Genomic DNA, 26,227 nt, shown 5'->3' with positions numbered 1-26,227 from the left:
CCCGCGCCGAAAAAAACGGCGCGGGGATAATTTGATCAAATTTCGTGACAAGGCGCTTTGTGTCGATTAAACCTCGGGGTACCAGAGTGATGGAGACGCCGATGGACCTGAACGCCCTACACAGTTTTCGCGTAGCGGCCTGCGACCTTAACGGTCAGCTGCGCGGCAAACGCGTGCCTCCTTCTTATGCTGACAAGCTGAGTAAAGGTGTGGTGCGGATGCCCTTTTCGGCATTGAATGTTGATCTGTGGGGCGCGGATATCGAGGATAGTCCGCTTGTGTTTGAATCAGGCGACGCGGACGGCATATTACTGCCAACCGAGCGTGGCCCCGTCCCTGTTCCTTGGCTTGAAACCGAAACAGCGCTGGTATTGATGTCCCTGTATGACGATCAGGGCGCGCCCTTTGCCGGCGACCCTCGCCATGCTCTGACCTCGGTGCTGCAACGCTATGCCGAGCGTGGCTGGTCTGTTGTTGCGGCGACCGAGCTGGAATTCACGCTATTGGACTCATCAGGTGCACGACCGGTGCCTCCGATCAATCCTTTGACGGGGCGACGGCTGGTCGACGAGGCAGTCCTGTCCATGGCGGAAATGGATGCGTTCGACGCCTTTTTCACAGACCTCTATGACGGATGCGAGGCAATGAGCATCCCGGCTCAAACCGCCATTTCCGAAAGCGGGATCGGCCAGTTTGAAATCAACCTGAACCATCAGGACGCCATGCGCTGCGCAGATGATACGTTGCTTTTCAAGGTGTTGACTCGTGGCCTTGCACGCAAACATGGGTTTACCGCAACTTTCATGGCCAAACCCTATGCCCAGGATGCGGGCAATGGGATGCATGTCCATTTTTCGGTCGTCGACCAGGATGGGCAAAATATCTTTGACAATGGCGGGCCTGAAGGCACTGATCTTTTGCGCTCGGCCATAGCCGGATGTCTGTCTGCAATGCCTGGTTCAACTCTGATTTTTGCACCGCACGGGAACTCCTACACCCGGCTTGTCCCCGGCGCCCATGCCCCAACTGAGGCATGCTGGGCTTATGAAAATCGCACTGCCGCGCTGCGCGTTCCCGGCGGCGCGCCCTCTGCCCGCAGGATCGAACATCGCGTTGCTGGTGGTGACATCAATCCCTACCTCATGCTGAGCGCCGTGCTCGGTGCGGCGCTGAACGGCATCGAGGACGGAACTGAACCGCCAGCTCCGATCACGGGCAACGCATATGAGATCGACGGCCTGCCGCAACTCGCTGGCGACTGGGCTTCAGCCATCACCGCCCTTGAAACCGATCCGCAAGTTGCGCGCATCTTTCCCGCCCCGCTGATCAGCAATCTCGCCATGACAAAGCGACAAGAGATCCTGCGCTTTAACGAACGCCCACCCGAGGAGCATTGGCTAAGTTATCTCGAGGCGGTTTGAGCCCCTTGCTCGCTTCGTTCTGCTCAGCTAGAATAAATTTGATCAAATTTGGTGACCCATGAAAATCGGTATCCTTGTAACCGGCCACCCCCCTGACGAATTGCACGATCAGTTCGGTGAGTATGACGGCATGTTTCGCGCGCTGCTGGATGGCAACGGCTTTGAGTTTGTGACCTATGCTGTTGTCGACGATCACTTTCCGCAAAGTTTTGACGATGCTGATGGATGGATCATCACCGGCTCGCGCTATGGCGCCTATGAGGACCATGCCTGGATCCGCAAGCTCGAAGCGCTGATCCGCGACATCCATCAAAGCGGCAAACCCCTGATCGGCATATGCTTTGGTCATCAAGTCATTGCGCAAGCCCTTGGCGGGAAAGTTGAAAAGTTCAAACAGGGCTGGGCCGTGGGGCGGACGGACTACGATTTGGACGGACAGACCGTCACTTTGAATGCCTGGCATCAGGACCAGGTGGTAGAGCTGCCCGCCGGTGCACAAGTAACCGGTTCGAACGCCTTTTGCCAGAATGCCATGCTGGCCTATGGCGACACGATCTGGACCGTTCAGGCCCACCCGGAGTATGGCGACAGCTTCATCGAAGGGCTGATGGACACACGCGGCAAAGGAGTCGTTCCAGACAATCTAATGCAGGCCGCCGCCGACCGCCTGCCCACCCGCGACGACAGTCCGAAGATCGGACAGTTCATGGCAGAGTTTTTGAAGAAAGAGAGGGCCTGATGGCCGATTGGACAAAACAACTGCCACAGGCAGCCCGTACCTATTTTGAAGGCCACCGATTGGATGAGGTCGAGTGCATCATCTCTGACCTGCCCGGCATCGCGCGCGGGAAAGCGGTTCCGGCCACCAAATTTGCACGCCAGTCCTACTTCCATCTACCCGATAGTATCTTTTACCAGACTATCACCGGGGACTGGGGCGAAGCCGCCGGAGAGGACGGCTTCATTGAACGGGACATGATCCTTAAGCCTGACTTTTCGACTGCTTCCGCTGCTCCTTGGACGGGTGACTGGACACTGCAGGTGATCCACGACGCCTATGACCGGGACGGAGAGCCGATCCCGTTCAGCCCACGCAACGTGTTGAAGCGCGTCGTAAAAATGTATCACGACAAAGGCTGGAAACCGATTGTCGCGCCAGAGATGGAGTTCTTTCTGGTCGCCCCCAATGTCGACCCCGCGCAGGGGATCAAACCGATGATGGGCCGTTCGGGTCGTCCGGCGGCCGCGCGGCAGGCCTATTCGATGACCGCGGTGGATGAATTCGGCCCGGTGATCGACGACATCTATGACTTTGCCGAACATCAGGGATTCGAGATTGACGGCATCACCCAGGAAGGCGGCGCCGGACAGCTTGAAATCAACCTGCGCCATGGTGATCCGGTCAAGTTGGCAGATGAAGTGTTCTATTTCAAACGCCTGATCCGCGAAGCCGCGTTGCGACACAACTGCTTTGCGACCTTCATGGCGAAACCGATTGCGGATGAGCCCGGATCGGCCATGCACATCCACCACTCGATCACCGAGATCGAAACCGGACAGAATATCTTTTCCGGACCTCAGGGCGGCGAAACGGATGCATTCTATAACTTCATTGCAGGGCTGCAAAACCACTTGCCTGCAGGCCTGGCAGTCATGGCACCTTATGTGAACTCGTACCGCCGCTACGTGAAAGACCATGCCGCGCCGATCAATCTGGAATGGGCTCGTGACAACCGCACGACCGGCATCCGTGTTCCCCTGTCCGGCCCCGAGGCGCGGCGCGTTGAAAATCGTATCGCAGGCATGGACTGCAACCCTTATCTGGGCATCGCCTTGTCGCTCGCCTGCGGCTATCTCGGCCTGACACAGCAGGAACGTCCGCGCCGTCAGTTTTATGGCGACGCCTACGAAGGTGACGGTGATATCCCGCAGGTCATGGGCAATGCGCTGGACCTGTTTGATCAGGCCACCGCCCTGCACGAAGTTCTGGGCCCGGAATTTGCCCGCGTCTATGGCATTGTAAAACGTGCCGAGTATGAAGAGTTTCTACAGGTCATCTCTCCGTGGGAGCGTGAGCACCTGCTCATGAACGTTTAAGCCGCGATGAATCTCCTCTATTCCAACGACCGCAAGGCCGAGTATCCGGCCAGCTGGTATGCCGCGACGGCCAACACACTCGACCGTTTTCCCGCGCTTGCTGGGGATACCAAAGCGGATGTCTGCGTGGTCGGTGGCGGCTATACCGGACTGTCCGCCGCGCTGCATCTGGCCGAGGCCGGGTTCGACGTCGTGCTGCTTGAGGCGCATCGCGTTGGTTTCGGAGCGTCAGGCCGCAATGGCGGGCAGCTGGGCAGCGCCCAGCGGATGGATCAGGAAGACCTTGAACGCCTGGTCGGCGATGACGATGCCGCCAAGCTGTGGGGTCTGGCCGAAGATGCCAAGGATCTGGTCAAATCGCTGATCGAAAAGCACAAAATCGACTGTGATCTGAAACCGGGCGTGGCGGTTCTGGGCCTCAGCACCGGGGATCAGCAAGACCTCCACGATCACGCCGCGCATCTGTCGGCGCGATATGGTTATGACCAAATGGAGCTGCTGGACGAAGGCGCGGCGCATGGCTTGTGCCCATCCCCAACCTATCGCGGAGGTTATCTGGACATGGGGGCGGCCCATCTGCACCCGCTGAACTTTGCCTTGGGGCTGGCTGATGCCGCAGCCAAGGCCGGCGTGCGCATCTTTGAGGGTACCGAAGTCACCGGGATCGACGAGACCGATCCGGCCATCGTGCAAACCCCACAGGGAAAGGTGACGGCCAACCACGTCATATTGGCCTGCAACGGGTATCTCGGCGATCTGAACGGCAAAGTGGCGTCGCGCGTCATGCCGATCAACAATTTCATCGCCGCGACCGAGCCTTTGGGCACCGATGCCGCCCGCGTCCTGACCCGGGATGTCGCCGTCGCCGATACCAAGTTTGTGGTAAATTACTTCCGCCTCAGCGCCGACAACCGCCTGCTATTTGGCGGCGGAGAAAGCTATGGCTACCGCTTCCCGACAGATATCGCCTCCAAGGTGCGCAAACCGATGACCGAGATTTTCCCGCATCTGCGCGATGTGAAAATCGACTATGCCTGGGGCGGTACTCTGGGCATCACTATGCGGCGGATGCCCTATCTGACGCGGGTTGCGCCCAATATCCTGTCGGCCTCGGGCTATTCCGGCCATGGGGTCGGCACGGCCACCCATGCCGGGCAGTTGATGGCGATGGCCATTCAGGGCCAGGCCGAGGGGTTCGACACCATGTCCCGCGTGCCCGCCTTGCCCTTTCCGGGCGGCGCAGCCCTACGCAGCCCGTTGCTAGTGCTGGCGATGACATGGTTTTCCCTGCGGGACCGGCTGGGATTCTGATTTCGAGATTGTCAGAGAAACTCACTTAAACTCTCTCAGGATACGAAAGCCCGTCAATTTTGACCGCCAATCAATGCCCGCCCCACCGCGACTTGCAGCGCGCGAAAAATCCATAGCAAATGGATAAGAACCGCCTTTTACAACCCGCCTGTGACAATCGACTGATCTCGCCATCTCTAAGTGCTGGCTGGAAGTCGACCAACCCGGGTGCGTCGCTGTCCAGCAGGACATCGTTCTTTCCCCGACATTCCCCGACATATGCCGAAGACCCCAAGCATTGGAGGCATCAAGTTCATCAACGCGAACTGGGTAACCGCGCCACACTAAATCCGGCCGCTTTTCACCAATCATCTCTTCTGTCGGTTTGGCATGGAAATTGGCCTGATCCGTCGTAACTTCCTCTCCTTGCGCAAAAGGAGTCTGCGTTCCGGCACGGGCGGCATATTCCCATTCGGCTTCCGTTGGTAAGCGGTAGGCATCTATCCCGAGTTTTTTGTTCAGCCAATCCGTGTAGGCCAAAGCATCCAAATAAGACACATCATTCACTGGATGATTGCCCGTAAGATCTATGCGCTCAAAACTATCGCCGATTACAAAATCTTCCGGCACATATTTGCTACATCCCCCATCTTCAACGCAGGCCATCCACTCATCACGGGTAACCTCATTCCGCCCCATGGCGACGGGCATATCTATCGTGACCTTATGAACCGGACCTTCATGATGTGCGATATACGGCTCTTCCGGTGTCGCGGGGCGAAGCCCTTTTTCATCCCAATGAAAGTTTCGTTTCGATTCTCCCGGCGGTCCACCCATCAGAAACTCACCCAAAGGCAAGACAATCATTTCAGGGCAAACATCGCATTCCTGAAACATCTGAAGCGGCGCAACTTCAGTGCCATCCGACGGAAGATAATCTGCGTGAACCGCCGAAGCGAAAGTTGAAAACGCGCCCCAAAAGGCCAAACGAATGATAGTCAATGCAGTGATCCAACCCATCATACGAGAACAACGTCAAAGAAGATCCATTGCCACCTTACTTCCCCCAAAGTTGCAAGTTCAAAAGAATTTCCCGCTACGCGGGGTAAGCCAATCTGTGTCTCTCTGACTACGACAGAATAGTGAAATTTCGCCACCCTGAAGATTAAGGGCTTGGATTGACACTTCATTAGCTTTATCTTTCCCAAAGATAGAATTCAGGAATGCCAAATATGACGCTGCCTCCTAACGTCCATGACGCCGAACCCATCCCCGCGGCCGCCCGCGACGCCATTGATGCCCTGATGCAGTCAGGCGACCTGTTCCGCTACACTGCGCCGCAGGACGCTCCGGTTGCGATGCTCGAGTCGGAATTCGCGGAACTGCTGGGCACGAAATATGCGCTGGCTGTATCGTCCTGCTCGGCGGCACTGTTCCTGTCGCTCAAGGCGCTGGGTCTGCCGCGGGACGCGCGGGTGCTGATACCGGGCTTTACCTTTGCGGCGGTGCCCTCATCGGTCATACATGCGGATTGCATCCCCGTATTGTGTGAGGTGGGTGACAATTATCGCATCGACATGGATGACTTTGCCGCCAAACTGGATAACGTGCAGGCCGTGATCATTAGCCATATGCGCGGACATACTTCGGATATGGACGCGATCATGACCCTGTGCAGCGCGCGCGACATTCCGGTGATCGAGGACGCAGCCCATTCGCTGGGGACAACTTGGCATGGTCGCAATATTGGGACGATTGGCAAGATCGGCTGTTTCTCGTTTCAGTCCTACAAGATGATCAATGCGGGCGAAGGTGGCATTCTGATAACCGACGACGCTGATCTGGTGGCGCGTGCCGTGATCATGTCCGGCGCCTACGAACATAACTGGAAGAAACACAAAGGTCCGCGTGGCGACAACTCATCGGAACTCGAAGAGGCCTTTGGCCGCTGGCAGAACCAGTTGCCGCTGTATAACCTGCGGATGAGCAACCTGAGCGCTGCAGTAATCCGTCCCCAGATGCCTGAATTGGCACGCCGTGTCCGCGATGGGTTGCAAAACCACGACTATGTGGCAGAGCGCCTGAACTCATCGCCCTATATCAACGTGCCTGCCCCGCTGGTGCCAGAACGCCGGGCGCCGGACTCGATCCAGTTCAATCTGGTTGACCTAAGCGATGATGATATCCGCGCCTTTGCCGCAGCATCCGAAGCACGCGGGGTGAAAGTTCAGGTATTCGGCCTGAGTGAAGACAACGCCCGTGCCTTTTGGAACTGGCAATTCCTGCCGGAACAGATCGAGCTGCCACAAACGCGAAACATGCTGATGAAAGCTTGCGACGTGCGCCTGCCTGTACGCCTGACAGGCGCGGAACTGGATGTGATCGCTGATATTCTGTTGGCTTCAGTAGGGGAAATTACCGCCCCGAAAATCGCATTTGGAACCTGAAAAAGCTGAATTCAAACGAAAAGGCCCGCCAGCGGCGGGCCTATTTCATTGTATGGACAAATTCAGTTCAGTTTAGACAGCTTTTGCTGCAACTCCGCCAACTGCTTCTTGATGTCGTCCAGATCCTCACTCGACTGGGGTTTGGCCTCGCTATCCGTTTCCGAACTGGACCAACTGCCGGAAATGCCGCTGGTCATCGCCTTCAGAAATGCCTTTTGCTGCGCTTGCAGTGCTTCGAAACCCGGAATCTGGGTCATCGGATTCATCGCAGACATGTTTTCCATCATTTTGCTTTGGCTTTCGCGCAGCATTTCGAACGAGCTTTGCAGGAATTGCGGCATCACTCCTCCGCCCGGCAACATATAGCTGCGCACAAGATCGTTCAGCACGTTCACCGGCAGGACATTCTCACCGCGGCTTTCATGCTCGGCAATGATTTGCAGCAGATATTGCCGTGTCAGATCATCCCCAGTCTTCAGGTCTATGATCTGAACTTCGCGACCGTCACGTATGAATGCCGCAATATCTTCGAGCGTGACATAGTCACTGGTTTCAGTGTTATACAGCCGACGGCTGGCATATCGTTTGATTAGCAACGGTTTTTCTTGTTCTGACACCGTCTACCCTCCCCAAGGAATGATGCATTGCAGCAGAGATTATGCGAGTGCAGAACAAAAAGAAAGGGCAGGTCTTTCGACCTGCCCAACGCGATTGCACCAAATGGGAGGAGTGGGTGCGCCTCGCTATCTTACCTTACTTGGCGCCAGCTGCTTTTTTCGCAGCAGTGGACACGTCGTTGGTTGCTTTTTTGACAACGGCAGTTGCATCTTCTGCAGCGTTTTTGCCAGCAGCCATCAGCAGCTCAACGGTTTCCGACTGAACTTTTTTCGCGATTTCAGCGAAAGCAGCCAGGTTTTCAGCAGCAACTTCTGCCGACGCGCTTGCGTAGTCGGTTGCAGCTTTTGCGTAATCTGCAGGGTCAGATTTCGCTTTCGACATATCGGACAGTTTGGCCAGGGTTTCCTTGGTCCATTTGTTCGAAATCTCAGCCGATTTCTCAGCCGCTTCCAGAGCAACGCCCGACAGCTTTTCGTTCAAGGTCGCGGTGGTGTTGAACGCACCTTCCAGAGCGGTGGTGTCAACAGGGAATGCACCCATCATGTCTTTCAGGGTCGCGGTAAAGTCTTGAGTCTTTGCCATTGTCCAAATCCTTTGCTTGCCGATCCGGGCCAACCCCGGGCTTCATCAGCTTGAGGACAATATCGTTGCTGCATCGCAGCATTGCAAGTTTTTTCTTGCTGCACTGCAGCAATATTTTTCTAAACTGTTAAAAATCAATCTGTTGCCTTCACCAAAACATAGGTTCCTGGTGCCTCGGCCAGGGAAGCGTATCCCGAATCGCCCACTTGGCGCGCGGGGATCTGCTTGCCGGATCTCTTCTTCAGCCAAGCTTCCCACTGCGGCCACCAGGACCCTTTATGAAAATCGGCCTCTTTCATCCACGCATCGGCATCCGCATTGAGATCAGGGTTTGTGTAGTGGCCGTATTTCTTCTTGCTCGGCGGGTTCACGATGCCTGCTATGTGACCGGATTCCGAAACGACAAACGTCTTCGAACGTGACCCCATCTGCTGCACACCCCGATAACAATCTTTCCAGGCGGCGATATGGTCGGTTTCACAGCTGATGGCCATCAAAGGAACATCAACGTCGCGGATATGTAGTTTGTGCCCAAGCAAATCGAAACCGTCGGTCACAAATTGATTTTTCTGACAAAGCCCCCGCAAATACTCGATTGCCATTTTGCCCGGAAGATTTGCGCCATCCCCGTTCCAGTAGAGCAAATCAAACGCCGGAGGGGTCTCGCCCATCATATAGCTTCGAATGGCGGGGCCGTAGATCAGGTCATTCGATCGCAGGAACGACATGGTACGACCTATGACCCATGCTTTTAGGATACCGTCTTTCGTCACTTGTTCTTGAATGCCGTCGACAAAGTCGTTCTGTAGGAACGGCGTGAATTCCCCCTGCTCACCGAAATCGGTCAAGGTTGTAAAGAAGGTCGCCGATTTGATGGATTTGTCGCCACGCTGTTTCATCAGGGACAGCGTCAGGCTCAACGTGGTGCCGGCAATGCAATATCCCACCGCATTGACCTGCTTGACCTTACAGATCGACTTGACGGTCTCGATGGCGGTCAGAAATCCCTCTTCGACATAGTCGCCCATACCGACCTCGGCATGAGAAGCATCCGCATTTACCCAACTCACAACAAACAGGGTATAGCCCTGCTCGGTCACCCATTTGATGAGGCTGTTCTGCGCCTTAAGGTCCAGAATATAGTATTTGTTGATCCAGGGCGGAAACAGAACGATCGGGGTTTCGTGTACGGTCTCGGTCGTGGGTTTGTACTGGATCAACTCCATAAGCCTGTTGCGATAGACCACGTCGCCCGGAGTTGTCGCGATATTCTCGCCAAGCTTGAACGCGGATTCATCCGCCAGTCTGACAACCATTTCACCATTATTGGCTTCTAGGTCCGCAACTAGATTCTCTAGCCCTTTGATCAGCGATTGCCCTTCCGTCTCGACCGCCTTTTCCAGCGCGTCGGGATTGGAGGCCAGAAAATTCGTCGGAGACATCAAGTCAATGATCTGTTGCGAAAAGAAATGCAGCCTCTGCTTGTCCTTGCCGTCCAGATCGTCGACCGAAGCAACCGCCTGCGCGATTGCATCGGCATTTGTCTGATACTGCTGGCGAATAAACCGGAAATAGGGGTTGGTGTCCCAAAGAGGGTTTGAGAACCTTTTATCCTTGGGTCCGGGTTCGCTGTCCTCGACCCCGCCGGCGGCCAGCGCCTGCTGAGCCTCAGCAAAGTTCATAACGGATTGTCCCCAGAAGGCGACCTGATGTTCCAGAAGCTTGGCGGGATTCTGCCACGCTTCGGCGAAATACGAAGTTGCTGCTCTTGCGAAAAGATCTTGATTCGGACCGTCCAACGCGGGAGTGTGCGCCTCTTTGCCAGCCATCACATCGATCAGCCTTTTCGACAATTCTTCGACTTTCGTCATATTTTCTCTAATCCGTTCAAGGTGTTCCTCGGACAGCTCTGGCGCGTTATCTTCACTTGTTGTCATTTTAACAATTCCACCCTAACCTCGCTGCTATGCAGAATAACGTCGTGGGCGTCGGGGGGCAAAGCGACGAATGGTCCGAATTATCAGGCTGACACTCAGGAGGCCCATTTCATGCGCTACATGATGACCTACGATCTGATGGAAACGATGCGCAACACCAATCAGTGGATGGGTGCTACGGCAAGTGCCATGGCTTCTTATCCGCTGTTTTCGATGGTGCCCAACCCTGCGTTCAGCATGATGGCCGCCTGGGGCGAGGTGACTGAGCGGACGTTCCAGCGCATGGTTGTAAAACCCGACTGGGGAATCCGTACATTCACTTGCGAAGACGGCAAGGATCATCTGGTCGATATTGTCCCGGTGATCGAACGCCCTTTTGGTGATTTGATACATATACGTGTCAATGGCCGCGCCGAACAGCCCCGCAAGGTGCTGTTGGTCGCCCCGATGTCTGGACATTACGCCACTTTGCTTCGGTCCACCGTAAAAAGCCTCTTGGTGAATTGCGAAGTTTATATCACAGACTGGCATAATGCGCGCGATATCCCCGTGTCCGAAGGTAAGTTTGATGTAGAGGATTATACACTTTACCTTGTCGATTTCATGAAAGAATTGGGACCGGACACCCACGTTGTAGCCGTCTGCCAACCGGCGCCGCTGACTCTGGCCGCCACAGCCTATCTGGCCGAGGTCGAACCCAAAGCCCAACCCAGCACGCTGACATTGATCGGCGGACCTGTTGACCCGGATGCCACACCTACCGACGTGACTGATTTTGGCCGCCGCGTGACAATGGGGCAGCTGGAAGAAACCATGATTCAGCGCGTCGGCTTCAAGTATAAGGGCGTCGGGCGCATGGTGTATCCCGGCCTGCTGCAGTTGGCCTCGTTCATGTCGATGAATTCGGACCGGCATTCTCAGGCGTTTTCCGAGCAGATACAGAGGGTTATGCGGGACGAGGCTTCGGATCACGATGCCCATAACAGATTCTACGATGAATACCTCGCCGTCATGGACATGACCGCCGAGTTCTACCTTTCGACCGTCGAACGCGTCTTCAAAAACCGCGAAATCGCGCGCAACGAGTTTGTTGTTGCAGGGCACAAGGTAGATATCGGCAAAATTACAAACGTTGCAGTCAAAACAGTCGAAGGTGCGAATGACGACATCTCGGCCCCTGGACAGTGCATTGCTGCGCTCGAGCTGTGTACAGGGCTGCCGGATTCGAAAAAAGCCAGCCATGTCGAACCTGGCGCAGGTCACTATGGCATCTTCGCCGGCCGCAGCTGGCGCGACAATATCCGCCCATTGGTGATCGAATTTATGAACGCCAACGCCCGCAAACCCTCTCGCAAAGCGGCCAACCGCAACAAAGTGGCCTAACGCCGATGGGAAAGAAAGTCGCCAAACAGACGGCTTTCGCCTGCAACTGTGGAAAACTCTTTGGCAGCATTACAGCCAGAGGCGTTCAGTACGGAACGCATGTAGTCTGCTTTTGCCGTGATTGCCGGGCCGCGCAGATATATTTCGGGCAACCGGACCCTGCGCCGGAACCGGTGGACATTTTCCAAATGGCCCCTGAAGAAATAAGGATCGACGGCGGCATCGAACACCTGGCCGCGATGCGCCTTGGCCCCAAGGGGATGCTGCGCTGGTATGCCAGCTGCTGCAATGCACCGCTGGCGACGACATCAAATACTCCAAAATTTCCGTTTGCGGGCTTTGATGTGAAACGAGTTTCCGACCCGGACTGTTTAGGGCCGGTTACGACCCAAGGGTTCATTCCCCAGGCCGATGGAAAACACAAACACAAGCGACTGGGTTACGCTGTCGCCGGGATTGTTACGCGGGTACTAAAATCCCGGTTTTCTGGCAGCTGGAGGGATACCCCGTTCTTTGATCAGAATACGGGCCAGACGATCTCAACCCCGGTCATTCTCAGCAAAGAACAGCGTAAAGCGCTCTACGCGTAATCCAGCGCAGGCTTCACGCTGAGCCAGGTCTTCAGCGCCTCGGTGACATTTTCAGGCGATTCCAACGTAGGCAAATGTCCTGCATCCTTGATGACGTGCAGTTCTGCATTTGGGATCAGGTCCGCCATGAACGCATGCCTTCGCACCGGAACAACTGTGTCATGCGCCCCGCATAGCACCAAAGTCGGGGCCGTGATCCGGCGCAGGTTGCCCTGCTGATCCGGGCGACGCTGCAGCGCGCGAATCTGACGCTCGAACACCTGCGGGCCCAAATCCAACGCCATCGAGATGACATCAGCAAGAATGGGAATACGTCGAGGCCCCGGGGCCAGCGAATCCGACCCAATCAGCCGACGCATCACTTCCTCTAACCGACCCATCTTGGCGGCGACCAACAGCTCCTCCCGCGCGGCTGCGGTCTGAGGCGATTCCGAATGCGCATCCGAAGCCATCAGACACAAGCGCGACACCCTCTCGGGTGCATATCGGACAATTTCCAAAGCGACTACGGCGCCCAGGCTTAGGCCCGCCAATGCAAAGCGTTGTGGCAACTGAACCAATAGGCCCCGCGCGATCTCTTCAATCCGTTCAGCAGTCGAAACCGAAGCGACCGTCACGGCGCGATCACGTGACAGGGCGCGCATCTGATGCTCAAATACCCGCGCATCACACATCAAACCGGGCAAAAGAACCAACGGCTCGATCAAACAACGCCTCCTTTGGAAAAGTCACTCAAATCGTCGTCATTAGTTTCAGGATGAGAGGTTTTGTATGGTTCGGCAAGTTAAAGTTCAGGGGTAGCGGATACCGCGAAAAGCGGGGAAGTCCGCATATCGTCTTTGCCGCTCAAGGTCACCCTCGCCAGGCGCGCCTCCTGGGCGCAGAAGGCAGCCCCGCGGCGCGATATAGCTGTCGATGCGCTTATGAGGCACAGGCCTCCAGACCAGATTGAAAGCACAGAGTTTTGGAAAGAACCAGATTTCGGAATAATCCAGATGGTCGTGCATCCACCACGCCAAATCCCGCCAATCCCGCCCCGCCTCATATTGATCCGCAAACCATGGGATCACGACCGATGCACCGGCAATCCGATCATCACCCACCGCGCGATCCCAGATGTGACATTCCAGCGGGTTATCATTTCGCGCGCAATTCAGCCGGTTTTCATTGCCGAAACGGTTCAATGATGCCGAGCGATAGCCGGATCGTACGGCAATCCGGCCAAAGGTCTCCTCAAGCGGGTCCAGCAGGGTTTCACAAAGCGCCTTTCCGGTTTCGATGGCAAGGTTGGGATCGTCTGGAAAATTCTGCTTTTCGTGAAAATTGCTTATTTCCGAATACAGAAAATCGCGCATGAAAAAATGACGGGACAGACGCACACGACCGAGGGTTTCAAGGCTCCACATACTGCCTGGTCTGCGCATTATTTCTTCCTCACTCGATCCCCAAGGTTTTCAACCATCTCAGGATACCAGCCACCACTTCGTCGGTCTGCCCCGGAGACATCAACCGCCCGGCGATCACATGGGAATTAGGATCGTCCCCGGGCCCCATTGTTACCAGCTCAACCGACGCAGGGGCGCCCCATGCCTTGGCAATCTCGTGGGTCAGGTCGGCACGCACGACCTGATCTTCATTCGAGAACCAGAACAACGCGGGAACCTTTGCGTCTGAAAAATCCAGCGCATAGACCACATCCACCAGCACTGTCATCGGCACCACAGCCTGCCAAGGGTAGACCGCCGACCAGAATTTGTTCATTTCCGGGTTCACCCCTGCGACGCCCCGGGTTTCACCCATCATCAGGGGCAACCAGATGCGCGCCCAAGGCAATCCGGGTATCCATGCGCCGGCCGCTTTAACGCCGAAATTCGGAGAAACAAATACGATCCCCGCAACGTTTTGGCTCAGCTCTTCATTCAGTGCGGCCGCAGCTGCCAACGTGCCGCCGGTTGATGTCGAAATCACCACGACCTGATCCCCAACCGCCCGTGCGGCAGCCAGCCCTTCGGCAAGATCCTGCATCCAACCCGCGGCCGTCGCCTCACCCATTGCTTCCCCCCCGCGACCATGACCCTGCAACCGCGTGTAGACCAGATTGGCGCCCAACGTTTCGGCGAGCAGATCGGGAACCGGTCGGATCTCTTCGGATGATGCAGAAAACCCGTGCAGATACAGAATCGAAACAGGTGTTCGCTGCTCTTTATAGCCCTCTTGCCAAATAACTCGCTTTTCGACCCCCGGAATGATGTCGGCGAATGCAGATTCCACACTTTCGAAATAGACCTGCACCCCTTCGCCGAATTTGCGCGCGTCAAATGTTGGGGCCAGATCAACCTTCTCACGCGGGCCAAGCCAATAGATCAGGCCAAACGCAACGATCAATGTCAGAAAAACGCGACCCAATATCCGCATTATTGGGCTGCCATCACATCGAGAACGGCTTGTTCGATCAACCCCAGGCATGGGCCATCCGAAAAGCGATGATCGGCGTGCTTGATCAATGACAGGCGCATATCGGGCCCGAACGCATGTTCAATCAGGCGCACTGCTGTTCCGATTGAAACCGCTGTGTCTTCGGTACCTTGCAAAAACCGCACGGGAAAAGACATATGCAGAGGCTTGCGCAGGACCAAATGTTGGCGACCATCTTCGATCATCCGTTTGGTCACGATGTAAGGCTCCATATAGTCCGAAGGCAGCTCGACATGGCCAACAGTTTCCAGTGCCTGTTTCTGGTTTTTCGAGAATGAAGCCCAATACCCGTCCTCGGTAAAATCCGGCGCAGCAGCGATGGTCACCATTCCCTGAATCCGATCTGGCAGCGCTTTGGCCAACAGCAGCGCCTGCCACCCCCCCATGGACGAGCCGACAACAATCAGCGGCCCATCCGTCAATTCCGTGATCGCGGCCAGCGTATCCTCATGCCAGTCACCAATGCATCCTTCTTCGAACTTGCCCCCGCTTTCACCGTGACCTGAATAGTCGAACCGCAGAAATGAATGGCCACGCCCCTTCGCCCAGGCCTCCAAATGCACCGCCTTGGTGCCTTCCATATCGGATTTGAGCCCGCCCAGAAACACGATGGTCGGCCCGATGCCCTCGCTTTTGTGATAGGCCAGCCGCCGTCCCTGCGCCGTTTCCAGAAAATTCGTCGCTGCCATGACACCCTCTTTTCTTTTTCCGATATCATGCACGCCCCACCCCTAAGTGCAATTCCCAGATCCCCCTTCATCTGGCCAAAAATACCTCGGGGAGCGTGAAGGGCTGGCCCCTCGCGCCGGCCCTTGACAGGTCCACCCCCACCTGACAAATGAAGCGAACACAACATAACCCGCAACCGGGCGTTCAGTGGGCGCCAAACCGACGAGGAGAGCCAGCCATGGCCTTGGACGCACAGTCAATCTCTCTCACTTTTCCTGACGGCAATGGACGATCCTATGACGTGGGTGTAACCCCTGCGCAGGTGGCCGCCGACATCTCGACCTCACTGGCCAAAAAGGCCATCTCAGCCACGGTGAATGGCCAGCATTGGGATCTGCAATGGCCCATTGAATCTGATGCCGAAATCGCCCTGCACACCATGAAAGATGAAGATCAGGCAAACGAGCTGATCCGCCACGACCTCGCCCATATCATGGCCCGCGCCGTGCAGGAAATCTGGCCCGACACTAAAGTCACCATCGGCCCCGTCATCGAAAACGGCTGGTACTACGATTTCGACCGGGCCGAGCCATTTACGCCCGAAGATCTCGGCGCGATTGAGAAAAAGATGAAGGAAATCATCAACAAGCGCGACACCGTGACCACCGAGGTCTGGGACCGTCAGCGGGCGATTGATTTCTACACCGAAAACAACGAGCCCTATAAGGTCGAATTGATCGACGCCATCCCGGGCGACGAGCCGTTGCGCATGTACTGGCATGGCGACTGGCAGGACCTGTGCCGTGGCCCGCACCTTCAGCATACCGGCCAGGTTCCGGGCGATGCGTTCAAGCTGATGTCCATCGCCGGGGCCTATTGGCGCGGTGACAGCGACCGCGCGATGCTGCAACGCATCTATGGCGTGGCTTTTACCGGCAAGGAAAAGCTGAAAGCGCACCTGCACATGCTGGAAGAGGCTGCCAAGCGTGACCATCGCAAGCTGGGCCGCGAAATGAACCTGTTCCACATGCAGGAAGAAGCTCCCGGCCAGATCTTCTGGCATCCGAATGGCTGGAAGATCTATACCACCCTGCAGGACTATATGCGCCGCATGCAGGAGCGTGACGGCTATGTCGAAGTCAACACACCGCAGGTTGTTGACCGCAAATTGTGGGAAGCCTCGGGCCACTGGGACAAGTATCAGGAAAACATGTTCATCGTCGAAGTCGACGAGGAACATGCCCGTGAAAAGGCCGTGAACGCCCTGAAGCCGATGAATTGTCCCTGCCACGTGCAGGTGTTCAATCAGGGTCTGAAATCCTATCGCGATCTGCCTCTGCGCATGGCCGAGTTCGGGTCTTGCGCGCGGTACGAACCCTCTGGTGCGCTGCATGGTATCATGCGGGTGCGCGGCTTTACCCAGGACGATGGGCATATCTTCTGCGCCGAAGATCAGATCGAATCTGAAACTGCAAAATTCATCGCGTTTCTGTCGAAGGTCTATGCCGATCTCGGTTTCCATGATTGGACCATCAAGCTCTCGACGCGCCCGGAAAAGCGCATCGGGTCGGATGAAAGCTGGGATCTGGTCGAAAAAGCCCTGGGTGACGCCTGCAAGGCCGCAGGATACGACTATGAGCTTCTCGAAGGCGAAGGCGCCTTCTACGGACCCAAGCTTGAATTCACCCTGACCGACGCAATCGGCCGTACTTGGCAATGCGGCACCCTTCAGGTGGACCCCAACCTGCCCGAGCGGCTGGACGCCAATTTCATTGGCGCGGACGGATCGAAGCACCGCCCCTTCATGCTGCATCGTGCAACGCTGGGTTCGTTCGAACGGTTCATCGGCATCCTGATCGAAGAACACGCGGGCAAATTGCCCTTCTGGCTGGCCCCGCGTCAGGTCGTGGTCGCTTCGATCACCTCCGAGGCTGACGGTTACGTGCAGGAAGTGGTTGAGACACTCAAGGCCGCAGGTATCCGAGCCGAGGCGGACATCCGCAACGAAAAGATCAACTATAAGGTTCGTGAACACTCGGTCGGCAAAGTTCCGGTCATTCTGGCCGTCGGTCACCGTGAAGTTGAGGACCGCACGGTCAGTGTCCGTCGTCTTGGTGAGAAACAGACACAAGTGCAGCCGCTTGAGGCTGTAACAAATGAACTGTCGCGGGCCGCTACGCCGCCCGACCTGCTGTAACAATCAGCGGCAAATTGCACAAAATCCGGCCCCCTCTGAGGGGTCGGATTGAAACATTTGCGTTTTATCTCTTCTAAAACAAACTATTAGTTTGCAAGATGTCATGACAGTCATTGACGGGCTCGTGAGACACAGGCTCGTGAATTCAACTGTGACCTGCAACCCATTACCTTTGTCATTGTCGAACACAGACATACGCAGTCATCAAAAGGATAACCGAGATGTCGAACACCGCTAAATCCCTTGTCATCGCAAGCGCCGTAGCCGCAGCCGTTTCAGGCATGGCCACAACCGCATCCGCACAAGCCAAAGAAAAGTGCTATGGCGTTTCTCTGGCCGGTCAGAACGATTGTGCCGCCGGGCCTGGCACCACGTGCGCGGGCACCTCGACTGTTGATTATCAGGGCAATGCCTGGACGTTGGTAGATGCCGGCACCTGCGCCGATATCGACCTGCCTCAGTCAGCTGACGGCGCTGCCCGCAAGGGATCGCTCGAGCCGCTGGAGCGTGACCTGCCGGCATAAGCCTGAGTTTTTGCCAAATCTGAGGGGCGGGCAAGAATCGCCCGCCTCTTTTTTCAAGACCGCGAGGTTACCAGATGCTGGACAGCACAATCCGATCGAACAGGCTGCCTGCGGCACCAGGCGTCGGCTATAAGCCTCAGCATTTCCAGCAGATTCTGGATCACCCGCAACCGGTCGCATGGCTGGAAATCCACGCCGAGAACTACATGGGCGATGGTGGCCGACCGCTGGCACAGCTGCGGCACTTGTCGGAACACTTCCCGATTTCCGTCCACGGCGTTGGCCTGTCCATCGGCGGAGAAGGCCCGCTGGATAAAGACCACTTGGCCCGCTTGAAACACCTCGTCGGCTGGCTCAACCCCGCCAGCTTTTCCGAACATCTGGCCTGGTCGACACATGACAGCCACTTCCTGAATGATCTGTTGCCCCTGCCCTATACCGACGCAACCCTTGCACGGATTTGCGATCACATCGACCAAGTTCAGAATGTCGTTGGGCGACAGATGCTGCTTGAAAACCCGTCAAGCTATCTAGCATTTGATGAAAGTACGTGGTCCGAACCAGACTTCCTGCGCGAAATTTCGGGCCGCACCGGATGCGGGCTCTTGCTGGATGTGAACAACGTTTTCGTATCGGCGACAAATCTCGACTTCTCACCGAAGAGCTATATCGACGCCTATCCGCTGGACAAGGTCGGGGAGATCCACCTTGGCGGGCATGATGAGGATGAAGACGACCACGGGCTTCCCTTGTTGATCGATAGCCACGGGCGAGAAGTGGTTGATCCGGTTTGGGCGCTTCTGAACTATGTGCTTGAACAATCGGGACCAAAACCTGTTCTGGTGGAATGGGATACCGACGTCCCTGATTGGCCTGTCTTGCGTGCCGAAGCCGATCGCGCCCAAGCGGCACTGGACCGCATCCCAGCATGAGCGTGTCGCAAGAAGAGTTTCACCTGGCTTTGCTGGATCCAGCCATGTCGGTGCCTGAGGGCCTTGTAGACGCGTCGGATCAGCCGGCGGGACGGCGTTTCAGTGTCTATCGCAACAATGTTGCCGTTTCGCTGACCGAAGCCATGCATCAAGCCTTCCCGGTTATCGCCAAGTTGCTGGGTTCGCAAAACATGGACGGGTTGGCCGGGCTTTTTCTGCGCAGCCACCCACCAACCTCGCCGTTGATGATGTTCTATGGCGAAGCGTTTCCGGATTTCCTGGCCGGGATGGATCAGCTGTCGCATATCGGATACCTGCCCGATGTGGCGCAACTGGAGCTGGCCCTTCGCCGATCTTACCACGCGGCGGACAGCGTGCCAGCGTCGGACGACGCGTTAGCCGTGCCACCCGAAGATCTGTTCCGGGCCCGATTGGAATTCGCACCTTCGATGCAAATCTTGCGCTCGGACTGGCCCATCTTTTCGATATGGCGGTTCAATACCGAAGACGGCGCACCGAAACCCCAAGCTGGTGCTGAAGATACCCTGATCACGCGCCGCGAATATGATCCTGTTCCTCAGGCCCTGCCGCAAGGCGGGGCGGGTTGGATCGCCGCGATGAAGGCCGGAAACACAATCGGACAGGCATTTGAAAACACTACCGAAACCACCCCGGATTTTGATCTTGGGGCCACTCTGGCGCTGCTGTTACAGGGCGGCGCTATCACTTCTGTGACTATTGAAAGGCTGGCAACATGACTGCCCTGATCTCTCTTCATAACAACGTCCTGGGACGGATCGACAGCTCGGCCAACTGGCTGACACCAACCCTGGCGCGTCTTGTCTTTGTTGCCGTGTTGCTTGTCTACTACTGGAACTCAGCCACCCTGAAAATCGACGGGTCGATTTTCTCTCCGTCAGCGGGGGCGTTTGGGCAGATTTTCCCCAAAGCGGCAGAGGCCGTACTTTATGACGTAACCCAGATGACTTTTTTCCAACGCGTCGTAATCTTTCTGGGAACAGTCGCCGAATTTGTCCTGCCAGCCTTGTTGCTGGTCGGCCTGCTGACCCGGGTGGCAGCCCTTGGGATGATTGGGTTTGTTTGGGTCCAGACCATTGTCGACGTGACCGGTCATGGCGTCAAATTGGGAGGCCTGTTCGACAACGCACTTACCTTGATGGATCAGCGCGTGATGTGGACTTTCCTGTTTCTGGTCATCGCGATAAACGGCGCAGGCCCGATCTCGATCGATCGCATCCTGCGCCTGAAGTAACTCAGAAATGTGCCTTGGGCTCGTCCGGTTTACCCGCGGCCAGCCCAAGGAGACCCGCCACGGCGGCAAAGGCGACCGGGAACATGGTGAACACATTGAACCCGAACGCATAATACATCCCAGCCGCAGAAATCAGCAGCAACACGCCACCAATCAGAGCGCGGGCATGTGCCATCGCCCCGCCCGCAATAGCCAATAAAGGCGCAAGGATCGCCGCGGTTCGGATCAACTGCGCATTGTCCACCTGCTCGGCGATCCCGTCGATTTCGCCAAACCTGTCGATCAACTCGACATATCCATAGCCAACAAACCCGACCAACATGCCGATCAGACCGGCAACTACCCCTAAAATCATCGCTGCGTTACGCATTTAGAACCCTCTAGCTTGCGACCAACCACATAAGTACCCACTCAGCCAACGCCAAGGGCTGCCTGCGTTTCAGCCGTCCAGCCCAGATAAAGTGCACCGTCTTTCTCAACAAGCGGTCGCTTCATTAAGGTTGGGTGTTCCTGCAAGAGTTCCAGCGGCTCTTTTTTGCGCTGCTCTGCATCCAACCCGCGCCACGTTGTCGACCTGGTATTGAGCAAAGCCTCGCCGAAACGTTTTAGGGCCTGCGCCAGTACCGCATCCGGCACACCTTGCGCGCGAACATCGATAAAATCCGAACCCTCAAGCGATTTCATAGCCTTACGGCAAGTATCGCAAGTCTTCAATCCATATACGCGCATTTTCGGGCTGCTCCTGTTTCGATCTTGATAATGGGCAAATTCGCCAGTGTATTCCGGTATTTCTTGATTTTTTACTTCACCGTGCAATGTTGAAAAAGACGAAACACGTAATTCGGGCCGTGTCGTGTGGACGAGACGGTGATGTGTTGCGGTTACGTCAATCGCTACCCCCACCAATTTTGTGGGACAACGTGCAAGTAGAAGGAGACACGGGAAATGCCAACTGGCACCGTGAAATGGTTCAATACCACCAAAGGCTATGGGTTTATTGCCCCTGATGAAGGCGGCAAGGACGTATTTGTTCACATCTCGGCCGTTGAAAGATCTGGTCTTACCGGACTCGCTGACAATCAGAAGGTCGCTTACGAACTGGAAGACGGACGTGACGGCCGACAAATGGCTTCAGATTTGAAGCCACTGTAAAATCCCGTTACTGCGGGTACGAAAATCAGGACAACGGCCAATTTCAGGCCGTTGGCCATCGAAAGTGATGTGCCTATTCTGGCGCCCTGCTGCTTTCGGGGCGCGTGGTTCAATTTTGCCACATGGCACGATACAGGACGTACTGGTCGCATAAGTGACCACCATCGTCCAGTTGCCGGATTATCTAGTCCACACTTCCATCAGTTGTTCAGGATCGCACATCCCGGCTCTTGCCCGCTCAGAGGTGAACTGGAGCGCAAGTTTTTGGTGCATGTAGCCGTGGGTTCGCAAATCACCATCGACGATGGGGGGACTCGGCATGTGCCACGCGAGGTAGGAACAGGGTCAGACAACCGGTTTTGATCAAAACTGAAAGTGTCATGAAACGATCGCAACCATTTCATGACGCCCCGTATAGACAGACGGCAAGCGCACTCAGCTTTCCTTGATGATCGCCTCGAACTCACGCCATTCCCGCCCGGTCATGCCCGAGTTTTCCTGCGTGACCGTCTCTCCGGCCAACATCCGACGCAGGCTGTCGACCATCTGCGCGGAAAGATTGACCGCACCCAAGCGGTAATCTTCAAACGCCTTATAGGCGGCCGGCACCCAATCAGCGACGATCTTGCACATGGCATCGGCGTAAACACGAATTTCGTATTGGGCATGAGGATCCGCGCGCAGACGCAGGAAGTGGAACAGGTTGTGCAGGTCAACCTTCCAGTACCATTGCGTGTAGATATTCGCCGGAAGGTTCATCCGCGCCAGTTCACGCGCAAGCCCTTGCTGCCCGTCCTGACCCATCATCGCCTCGTAATTGTCATAACAACGCGCGCTGTCAGCTTTCAATATCTCAAGGACGCGGGCGGCTTCTTCGCCCTGCAACGTATCGCCGCGACCCTGATTGTTGATCTCGGACTGCGCGGACACGTGCTCGGGTGCCGGGATATAGAATTCACGGTCCAAAATCGAATAGCGCGCCGAATATTCATTCACATTCGCTGTCCGGTGCCGAATCCACTGTCGCGCGACAAAAACCGGTAACTTGACGTGCAACTTTATCTCGCACATCTCAAACGGGGTCGAGTGCCAGTGCCGCATCAGATAGCGGATCAACCCTTCGTCATTTTGCACTGATTTGGTGCCCTTGCCATAGGACACGCGTGCGGCCTGACAAATCGCTGCGTCATCACCCATATAGTCGATCACGCGCACAAAACCGTGGTCCAGAACCTGATGCGCCGTGTACAGGTGTTCCTCCATCCCCGCAGCTACAACACGGCGTGTTGGATGCGATTGCGCCCGTTGCGCTTCGATCTCGGCCAGTTGGTCAGAGGACAGCGGCATGAAATTTCCTTTCCAGCAATGAGTCGCCTGCCACTATATATCGCCAATCAAAAGACAGGAACCGCGATATGTGCGCCCACATTTGCATTTTCAGAATTGTGTCCGTGCGGCCTCTCGACACGTGATGTACGCGCGCTAAGGTGCAGGGCATCACCGGAACAGAAAGGAACCCGCAATGGGTCTCACTTACCTCCACACCATGGTTCGCGTGAAGGACCTGGACAAATCCATGGCGTTTTACAAGTTGCTGGGTCTTAAGGAAACGCGCCGCTATGACAGCGAACAGGGGCGGTTTTCTCTGATCTTCATGGCTCCCGCTGGGCAAGAGGATCGACCAATCGAGTTGACCTATAACTGGGATGGGGATGACGATCTGCCCAACGACAGCCGCCATTTCGGCCATCTCGCCTATGGAGTCGACAATATTTATGAAACCTGTCAGCACCTGCAGGACAATGGAGTCGTGATCAACCGGCCACCACGCGACGGCCGAATGGCGTTTGTCAGGTCACCCGACAATATCTCGGTAGAGTTGCTACAAAACGGTGATGCGCTGGAACCGGCCGAACCCTGGGCCAGCATGGAAAGCACCGGGCACTGGTGATCCGTTGGTTGATCACACTGGGCCTAGCCTTTTTAGCCAGCCCCCTGCGGGCCGAGCCCTGTCGCCTTGCGCTTGCGCTGGCAATGGACATTTCAACATCGGTAAGCGCAGAAGAGGACGCGCTGCAAAGGCAGGGCCTTGCCGCAGCGTTGGTTGCCCCCGAGGTGACCGAGGCCTTCTTTTCCTCGCCGATGCCGGTCGCGCTGGCTGTTTATGAATGGAGCGGCCGGGACGTTCAGCACATCATACTGGGCTGGACGATGATCAACACGCAGACCGATTTGCTGGTGGCAGCGACCACAATACAGCAATCGGTCCGATCAGACAGCGACTCGGCCACGGCGATGGGATATGCGCTAGCCTTTGGGGCGACGCTGATGCAGCAGGCCCCGACATGTCTTTTTCAAACCATTGATCTGTCAGGTGACGGTTCGAACAACGATGGATATGGCCCGGATTCCGCCTATCGGCATTTTCCCTTTGAGAATACGATTGTGAATGGCCTGGTCATTAATGCCGCCGACTTCGAAGGCGAGCTGTACCTGATTCCCTTCTTTGAAAACAATGTCCTGTACGGCCCCGGCGCGTTTCTGGAAATCGCCGACGGGTTCCAGGATTTCGAACGCGCCATGCGGCGCAAACTTGAACGCGAACTAAAAGGTATGCAGATCGGCGCATTGTCGGGCCCCGGCCAGCGATGATACGTGCGCTTGCAACGATAGTCAGCATATTGGCCACCTCTGCGGCATCAGAATGCCGCCATGCTTTGGCTTTGGGCCTGGATGTGTCGGGATCAGTCGACAGCTCGGAATACCGGTTGCAGCTTGGCGGCTTGGCAGGTGCTTTGCGCAGGCCCGAGATTAAGCAACTCTTTCTTTCAAACACAGCAAACCCGGTACAAATCGCGATTTATGAGTGGAGCGAACCCGGCCACCAACGCCTGTTATTGAGCTGGACCGCAGTACAATCGGACCTCGATCTGGGGCGCATAGCCACCCTGCTCGACCATGTGAAACGCAGCGGCGCTCCGCAAGGAACCGCCGTCGGGTCCGCCATGCTGTTCGGTGCCGAGCTTTTGGGCCAGAAACCCGATTGCTGGAAGCGGACATTGGATCTGTCGGGGGACGGAAAGCACAATATCGGCCTGCATCCAAGAAATGCGAAACAGACGCTCTCTGACGACGGTATCACGATCAATGGACTGGTCATCGGTGCCGACGACCCTGACATCGGTAGCACCCGCTATGTTCAGGTCGGAGAGCTGCTGGCCTATTTCAAAGCATGGGTCATCCTTGGCCCCGGCGCCTTTGTTGAGGTTGCCCTGGGCTTTGACGATTACGAAGAAGCAATGACCCGTAAACTGATCCGCGAACTTGAAGGCCTGACCCTATCGGATGCGGGACAGAGGCCGACCAAGCATCAGTAGATATAGCGGATCTGATCCGTCCAATACCGTTCTACCCGCCGCAATGCTCCGGTAATTTCTTCGATCCCTTCCTGTCCAAGCACGCCGCGCGATTGTAGGCCTTCGGCATGTCTCGAAAACAGCTCGGAGACGATATCGCGGATTTCGCGGCCCTGTGGCGTCAACCGGACACGCACCGATCGGCGGTCTATTTCGCAACGCTGGTGGTGCATATACCCCATCTCGACCAATTTTTTGAGGTTGTAGCTGACATTGCTGCCTTGATAGTAGCCGCGGCTTTTCAATTCACCAGCGGTAACCTCATGATCTCCGATATTGAACAAAAGCAACGCTTGAACTGCGTTGATCTCAAGAACACCGACCCGTTCAAACTCATCTTTGATAACGTCCAACAACAAACGATGAAGCCGCTCAACCAGAGCAAGTGCCTCAAGATAGCTGGTCATGAAGCCTTTGACCCCCGGCGCGGAGACCTGCATTTCCAAACTCATACGATCCTCCGATTCATTCGCGCAGTTTCAGGCAGAATGAAACGAAAAGCCGAAAAATCAGTTAAGCCGGATAATCTCTATTTTTGAAAGGTTTGTGCGATTTCGGAAACAAGGTCCGAGAATTGGGAAGGTGGCAGGACCTGACCGGTGACCCATTGATACAGGTCCTGATCATTCTCGTGCAACAGGGCGTCGTAAACATCCAGCCCTGTTGCATCCATGGAGTCCAGATTGCGGTCTGCATAGGCAGCCAGAATCAGATCCATCTCTTTGATGCCGCGTCGCATGGAACGCATTTTCATCCGTTTGATCCTGACATTGCGCGGTTCGGCCACTATTCCGCCTCCAGCATCATGCGCACACGTTTCTCCAGCCTTGCAGCCCGCTCGGCGCTGGCGCGCATCTCGCCTCGGATTGATCGAAGCTCGGATACGATTCCGGCCAGGTCAGGTGCGTTTTCTCCAGCCTCGACAGGGGCGTCCATCCCGTCGCCCTCGCCGGTGAGAAGCCACATGATCGAAACGTTGATCATGCCTGCCATCATCGACAGTCGGTTGGCCCGGGGCTCAGACAGATCATTTTCCCAGGCGGCAATCGTAGACTTCTTGACACCCAGCCTGCGGGCAAGATGTGCCTGCGTCATCCCCGCTGCTTCACGCGCCCCTGCCAGCCGGTCTCCGAATGTCGCCGCGTCGGGTCCGTACCAGTCATTTTCGTCGTTCATTGGGGTCTCCAAATCTCTTGTTTTATATCGCTTGATCGTCGTTCGGGC

The 26,227-nt window shown here is 56.1% G+C and carries 30 protein-coding genes; 16 read left to right on the top strand and 14 right to left on the bottom strand.

The genetic code is table 11. The annotated features are described in order from the left end of the window. Positions 1–101 precede the first annotated feature (101 nt). Genes AC2FLG_RS08770 through AC2FLG_RS08755 form a run of 4 tightly spaced genes read left to right on the top strand, consistent with a single transcriptional unit; the run spans position 102 to position 4,829 of the window. On the top strand, positions 102–1,421 hold the full coding sequence (locus tag AC2FLG_RS08770) for a glutamine synthetase family protein (protein ID WP_496705874.1): 1,320 nt from the start codon (positions 102–104) through the stop codon (positions 1,419–1,421). A 58-nt stretch (positions 1,422–1,479) separates the two neighbouring features. Then, complete coding sequence (locus AC2FLG_RS08765; RefSeq protein WP_142633014.1) at positions 1,480–2,160, top strand: type 1 glutamine amidotransferase; 681 nt, start codon at positions 1,480–1,482, stop codon at positions 2,158–2,160. After that, on the top strand, positions 2,160–3,518 hold the full coding sequence (locus AC2FLG_RS08760) for a glutamine synthetase family protein (RefSeq protein ID WP_496705872.1): 1,359 nt from the start codon (positions 2,160–2,162) through the stop codon (positions 3,516–3,518). The genes AC2FLG_RS08765 and AC2FLG_RS08760 overlap by 1 nt, the downstream gene beginning before the upstream one ends. 6 nt (positions 3,519–3,524) lie before the next feature. Continuing rightward, positions 3,525–4,829, top strand: a complete 1,305-nt coding sequence (locus AC2FLG_RS08755; RefSeq protein WP_496705870.1) for an NAD(P)/FAD-dependent oxidoreductase — start codon at positions 3,525–3,527, stop codon at positions 4,827–4,829. 21 nt (positions 4,830–4,850) lie between these two features. On the opposite strand, the gene AC2FLG_RS08750 is transcribed toward AC2FLG_RS08755, so the two are convergent. Then, positions 4,851–5,828: a formylglycine-generating enzyme family protein gene (locus AC2FLG_RS08750; protein ID WP_496705869.1), complete on the bottom strand. Its 978-nt coding sequence runs from the start codon at positions 5,826–5,828 to the stop codon at positions 4,851–4,853. Between the two features lie 212 nt (positions 5,829–6,040). On the opposite strand from AC2FLG_RS08750, the gene AC2FLG_RS08745 reads away from it, so the two are divergent. Beyond that, complete coding sequence (locus AC2FLG_RS08745) at positions 6,041–7,255, top strand: DegT/DnrJ/EryC1/StrS family aminotransferase (RefSeq protein ID WP_496705867.1); 1,215 nt, start codon at positions 6,041–6,043, stop codon at positions 7,253–7,255. A 62-nt stretch (positions 7,256–7,317) separates the two neighbouring features. Here the strand turns inward: AC2FLG_RS08745 and phaR are convergent, their stop codons facing one another. The 3 genes from phaR to AC2FLG_RS08730 all read right to left on the bottom strand — a co-directional run bounded on the left by phaR (position 7,318) and on the right by AC2FLG_RS08730 (position 10,392). Beyond that, entirely contained in the window at positions 7,318–7,872 is a 555-nt protein-coding gene (phaR, locus tag AC2FLG_RS08740; RefSeq protein ID WP_281994416.1) for a polyhydroxyalkanoate synthesis repressor PhaR, read from the bottom strand. A 136-nt stretch (positions 7,873–8,008) separates the two neighbouring features. Further along, positions 8,009–8,455, bottom strand: coding sequence for a phasin family protein (locus tag AC2FLG_RS08735; protein ID WP_142633002.1), 447 nt, complete (start codon positions 8,453–8,455; stop codon positions 8,009–8,011). Between the two features lie 134 nt (positions 8,456–8,589). Further along, the gene (locus AC2FLG_RS08730; protein WP_496692387.1) at positions 8,590–10,392 is read right to left on the bottom strand and encodes a PHA/PHB synthase family protein; all 1,803 of its coding nucleotides are present in this window, start codon (positions 10,390–10,392) and stop codon (positions 8,590–8,592) included. A gap of 111 nt (positions 10,393–10,503) precedes the next feature. Here AC2FLG_RS08730 and phaZ point away from each other — a divergent pair, with 111 nt between their 5' ends. Continuing rightward, positions 10,504–11,775 (top strand): polyhydroxyalkanoate depolymerase, encoded by a 1,272-nt coding sequence (phaZ, locus tag AC2FLG_RS08725; protein WP_271947865.1) that lies wholly within the window; start codon positions 10,504–10,506, stop codon positions 11,773–11,775. A 5-nt stretch (positions 11,776–11,780) separates the two neighbouring features. Continuing rightward, positions 11,781–12,365: a DUF6151 family protein gene (locus AC2FLG_RS08720; RefSeq protein WP_496705866.1), complete on the top strand. Its 585-nt coding sequence runs from the start codon at positions 11,781–11,783 to the stop codon at positions 12,363–12,365. Here the strand turns inward: AC2FLG_RS08720 and AC2FLG_RS08715 are convergent. From AC2FLG_RS08715 to AC2FLG_RS08700, 4 genes are all read right to left on the bottom strand, one after another. Then, entirely contained in the window at positions 12,356–13,072 is a 717-nt protein-coding gene (locus AC2FLG_RS08715) for an alpha/beta fold hydrolase (protein ID WP_142632994.1), read from the bottom strand. The genes AC2FLG_RS08720 and AC2FLG_RS08715 overlap by 10 nt on opposite strands. An 84-nt stretch (positions 13,073–13,156) precedes the next feature. Continuing rightward, on the bottom strand, positions 13,157–13,771 hold the full coding sequence (locus AC2FLG_RS08710; RefSeq protein ID WP_496700637.1) for a hypothetical protein: 615 nt from the start codon (positions 13,769–13,771) through the stop codon (positions 13,157–13,159). Positions 13,772–13,799: 28 nt separating this feature from the next. After that, complete coding sequence (locus AC2FLG_RS08705; protein ID WP_496700581.1) at positions 13,800–14,780, bottom strand: alpha/beta hydrolase; 981 nt, start codon at positions 14,778–14,780, stop codon at positions 13,800–13,802. Continuing rightward, positions 14,780–15,529: an alpha/beta fold hydrolase gene (locus AC2FLG_RS08700; RefSeq protein WP_496705864.1), complete on the bottom strand. Its 750-nt coding sequence runs from the start codon at positions 15,527–15,529 to the stop codon at positions 14,780–14,782. Before AC2FLG_RS08700 ends, AC2FLG_RS08705 begins: the two co-directional genes overlap by 1 nt. Before the next feature lie 218 nt (positions 15,530–15,747). Between AC2FLG_RS08700 and thrS the strand changes: the two genes are divergently transcribed. From thrS to AC2FLG_RS08675, 5 genes are all read left to right on the top strand, one after another. After that, complete coding sequence (gene thrS / locus AC2FLG_RS08695; protein ID WP_496705863.1) at positions 15,748–17,706, top strand: threonine--tRNA ligase; 1,959 nt, start codon at positions 15,748–15,750, stop codon at positions 17,704–17,706. A gap of 221 nt (positions 17,707–17,927) precedes the next feature. Next, entirely contained in the window at positions 17,928–18,230 is a 303-nt protein-coding gene (locus AC2FLG_RS08690; protein WP_142632987.1) for a BufA1 family periplasmic bufferin-type metallophore, read from the top strand. A 74-nt stretch (positions 18,231–18,304) separates the two neighbouring features. Continuing rightward, positions 18,305–19,162, top strand: coding sequence for an MNIO family bufferin maturase (bufB, locus tag AC2FLG_RS08685; protein WP_496705861.1), 858 nt, complete (start codon positions 18,305–18,307; stop codon positions 19,160–19,162). Further along, positions 19,159–19,920, top strand: a complete 762-nt coding sequence (locus tag AC2FLG_RS08680; protein ID WP_142632984.1) for an HvfC/BufC N-terminal domain-containing protein — start codon at positions 19,159–19,161, stop codon at positions 19,918–19,920. Before bufB ends, AC2FLG_RS08680 begins: the two co-directional genes overlap by 4 nt. Continuing rightward, positions 19,917–20,435 (top strand): hypothetical protein, encoded by a 519-nt coding sequence (locus tag AC2FLG_RS08675; protein ID WP_496695928.1) that lies wholly within the window; start codon positions 19,917–19,919, stop codon positions 20,433–20,435. Before AC2FLG_RS08680 ends, AC2FLG_RS08675 begins: the two co-directional genes overlap by 4 nt. A gap of 1 nt (position 20,436) precedes the next feature. Here AC2FLG_RS08675 and AC2FLG_RS08670 read toward each other — a convergent pair whose 3' ends face one another. Both AC2FLG_RS08670 and AC2FLG_RS08665 read right to left on the bottom strand, forming a co-directional pair. Beyond that, positions 20,437–20,805 carry a hypothetical protein gene (locus AC2FLG_RS08670; RefSeq protein ID WP_142632981.1) on the bottom strand — a complete coding sequence of 123 codons (369 nt, stop codon included), beginning with the start codon at positions 20,803–20,805 and terminating at the stop codon, positions 20,437–20,439. A gap of 41 nt (positions 20,806–20,846) precedes the next feature. After that, complete coding sequence (locus AC2FLG_RS08665) at positions 20,847–21,164, bottom strand: ArsC/Spx/MgsR family protein (RefSeq protein WP_496692461.1); 318 nt, start codon at positions 21,162–21,164, stop codon at positions 20,847–20,849. Between the two features lie 216 nt (positions 21,165–21,380). Between AC2FLG_RS08665 and AC2FLG_RS08660 the strand changes: the two genes are divergently transcribed. Continuing rightward, positions 21,381–21,587 (top strand): cold-shock protein, encoded by a 207-nt coding sequence (locus AC2FLG_RS08660; RefSeq protein WP_142632979.1) that lies wholly within the window; start codon positions 21,381–21,383, stop codon positions 21,585–21,587. A 435-nt stretch (positions 21,588–22,022) separates the two neighbouring features. Here the strand turns inward: AC2FLG_RS08660 and thyX are convergent, their stop codons facing one another. Then, the gene (thyX, locus tag AC2FLG_RS08655; RefSeq protein ID WP_281971864.1) at positions 22,023–22,934 is read right to left on the bottom strand and encodes an FAD-dependent thymidylate synthase; all 912 of its coding nucleotides are present in this window, start codon (positions 22,932–22,934) and stop codon (positions 22,023–22,025) included. A 175-nt stretch (positions 22,935–23,109) separates the two neighbouring features. On the opposite strand from thyX, the gene AC2FLG_RS08650 reads away from it, so the two are divergent. From AC2FLG_RS08650 to AC2FLG_RS08640, 3 genes are read left to right on the top strand one after another with little or no spacing between them, the layout of a single operon-like run. After that, positions 23,110–23,538, top strand: coding sequence for a VOC family protein (locus AC2FLG_RS08650; RefSeq protein ID WP_142632976.1), 429 nt, complete (start codon positions 23,110–23,112; stop codon positions 23,536–23,538). After that, the gene (locus AC2FLG_RS08645) at positions 23,535–24,239 is read left to right on the top strand and encodes a DUF1194 domain-containing protein (RefSeq protein ID WP_271947892.1); all 705 of its coding nucleotides are present in this window, start codon (positions 23,535–23,537) and stop codon (positions 24,237–24,239) included. The genes AC2FLG_RS08650 and AC2FLG_RS08645 overlap by 4 nt, the downstream gene beginning before the upstream one ends. Then, positions 24,236–24,964, top strand: coding sequence for a DUF1194 domain-containing protein (locus AC2FLG_RS08640; protein ID WP_496705858.1), 729 nt, complete (start codon positions 24,236–24,238; stop codon positions 24,962–24,964). Before AC2FLG_RS08645 ends, AC2FLG_RS08640 begins: the two co-directional genes overlap by 4 nt. On the opposite strand, the gene AC2FLG_RS08635 is transcribed toward AC2FLG_RS08640, so the two are convergent. The 3 genes from AC2FLG_RS08635 to AC2FLG_RS08625 form a co-directional block, all read right to left on the bottom strand. Beyond that, positions 24,958–25,455: a MarR family winged helix-turn-helix transcriptional regulator gene (locus AC2FLG_RS08635; RefSeq protein ID WP_496695935.1), complete on the bottom strand. Its 498-nt coding sequence runs from the start codon at positions 25,453–25,455 to the stop codon at positions 24,958–24,960. The genes AC2FLG_RS08640 and AC2FLG_RS08635 overlap by 7 nt on opposite strands. A gap of 77 nt (positions 25,456–25,532) precedes the next feature. After that, a complete protein-coding gene (locus AC2FLG_RS08630; protein ID WP_496700638.1) occupies positions 25,533–25,757 on the bottom strand; it encodes a succinate dehydrogenase assembly factor 2 in 225 nt (74 codons plus the stop codon). 32 nt (positions 25,758–25,789) lie between these two features. Further along, positions 25,790–26,179 (bottom strand): helix-turn-helix domain-containing protein, encoded by a 390-nt coding sequence (locus AC2FLG_RS08625; protein WP_142632968.1) that lies wholly within the window; start codon positions 26,177–26,179, stop codon positions 25,790–25,792. Between the last annotated feature and the right edge of the window lie 48 nt (positions 26,180–26,227).

The sequence above is a fragment of the Ruegeria sp. CDSA193 genome, from assembly GCF_059611885.1.
This window is presented reverse-complemented; position numbering and strand designations above follow the sequence as displayed.

Coding starts and splice junctions, on each gene's coding strand:
- phaZ (WP_271947865.1), top strand. CDS start 10,504: ATGCGCTACATGATGACCTACGATCTGATGGAAACGATGCGCAACACC.
- AC2FLG_RS08750 (WP_496705869.1), bottom strand. CDS start 5,828: ATGGGTTGGATCACTGCATTGACTATCATTCGTTTGGCCTTTTGGGGC.
- AC2FLG_RS08705 (WP_496700581.1), bottom strand. CDS start 14,780: ATGCGGATATTGGGTCGCGTTTTTCTGACATTGATCGTTGCGTTTGGC.
- AC2FLG_RS08760 (WP_496705872.1), top strand. CDS start 2,160: ATGGCCGATTGGACAAAACAACTGCCACAGGCAGCCCGTACCTATTTT.
- AC2FLG_RS08680 (WP_142632984.1), top strand. CDS start 19,159: ATGAGCGTGTCGCAAGAAGAGTTTCACCTGGCTTTGCTGGATCCAGCC.
- AC2FLG_RS08720 (WP_496705866.1), top strand. CDS start 11,781: ATGGGAAAGAAAGTCGCCAAACAGACGGCTTTCGCCTGCAACTGTGGA.
- AC2FLG_RS08700 (WP_496705864.1), bottom strand. CDS start 15,529: ATGGCAGCGACGAATTTTCTGGAAACGGCGCAGGGACGGCGGCTGGCC.
- AC2FLG_RS08735 (WP_142633002.1), bottom strand. CDS start 8,455: ATGGCAAAGACTCAAGACTTTACCGCGACCCTGAAAGACATGATGGGT.
- AC2FLG_RS08745 (WP_496705867.1), top strand. CDS start 6,041: ATGACGCTGCCTCCTAACGTCCATGACGCCGAACCCATCCCCGCGGCC.
- AC2FLG_RS08765 (WP_142633014.1), top strand. CDS start 1,480: ATGAAAATCGGTATCCTTGTAACCGGCCACCCCCCTGACGAATTGCAC.
- AC2FLG_RS08630 (WP_496700638.1), bottom strand. CDS start 25,757: ATGAAAATGCGTTCCATGCGACGCGGCATCAAAGAGATGGATCTGATT.
- AC2FLG_RS08690 (WP_142632987.1), top strand. CDS start 17,928: ATGTCGAACACCGCTAAATCCCTTGTCATCGCAAGCGCCGTAGCCGCA.
- AC2FLG_RS08660 (WP_142632979.1), top strand. CDS start 21,381: ATGCCAACTGGCACCGTGAAATGGTTCAATACCACCAAAGGCTATGGG.
- AC2FLG_RS08755 (WP_496705870.1), top strand. CDS start 3,525: ATGAATCTCCTCTATTCCAACGACCGCAAGGCCGAGTATCCGGCCAGC.
- AC2FLG_RS08625 (WP_142632968.1), bottom strand. CDS start 26,179: ATGAACGACGAAAATGACTGGTACGGACCCGACGCGGCGACATTCGGA.
- AC2FLG_RS08675 (WP_496695928.1), top strand. CDS start 19,917: ATGACTGCCCTGATCTCTCTTCATAACAACGTCCTGGGACGGATCGAC.
- AC2FLG_RS08670 (WP_142632981.1), bottom strand. CDS start 20,805: ATGCGTAACGCAGCGATGATTTTAGGGGTAGTTGCCGGTCTGATCGGC.
- AC2FLG_RS08710 (WP_496700637.1), bottom strand. CDS start 13,771: ATGTGGAGCCTTGAAACCCTCGGTCGTGTGCGTCTGTCCCGTCATTTT.
- AC2FLG_RS08665 (WP_496692461.1), bottom strand. CDS start 21,164: ATGCGCGTATATGGATTGAAGACTTGCGATACTTGCCGTAAGGCTATG.
- AC2FLG_RS08770 (WP_496705874.1), top strand. CDS start 102: ATGGACCTGAACGCCCTACACAGTTTTCGCGTAGCGGCCTGCGACCTT.
- AC2FLG_RS08650 (WP_142632976.1), top strand. CDS start 23,110: ATGGGTCTCACTTACCTCCACACCATGGTTCGCGTGAAGGACCTGGAC.
- AC2FLG_RS08730 (WP_496692387.1), bottom strand. CDS start 10,392: ATGACAACAAGTGAAGATAACGCGCCAGAGCTGTCCGAGGAACACCTT.
- AC2FLG_RS08640 (WP_496705858.1), top strand. CDS start 24,236: ATGATACGTGCGCTTGCAACGATAGTCAGCATATTGGCCACCTCTGCG.
- bufB (WP_496705861.1), top strand. CDS start 18,305: ATGCTGGACAGCACAATCCGATCGAACAGGCTGCCTGCGGCACCAGGC.
- thyX (WP_281971864.1), bottom strand. CDS start 22,934: ATGCCGCTGTCCTCTGACCAACTGGCCGAGATCGAAGCGCAACGGGCG.
- AC2FLG_RS08635 (WP_496695935.1), bottom strand. CDS start 25,455: ATGAGTTTGGAAATGCAGGTCTCCGCGCCGGGGGTCAAAGGCTTCATG.
- thrS (WP_496705863.1), top strand. CDS start 15,748: ATGGCCTTGGACGCACAGTCAATCTCTCTCACTTTTCCTGACGGCAAT.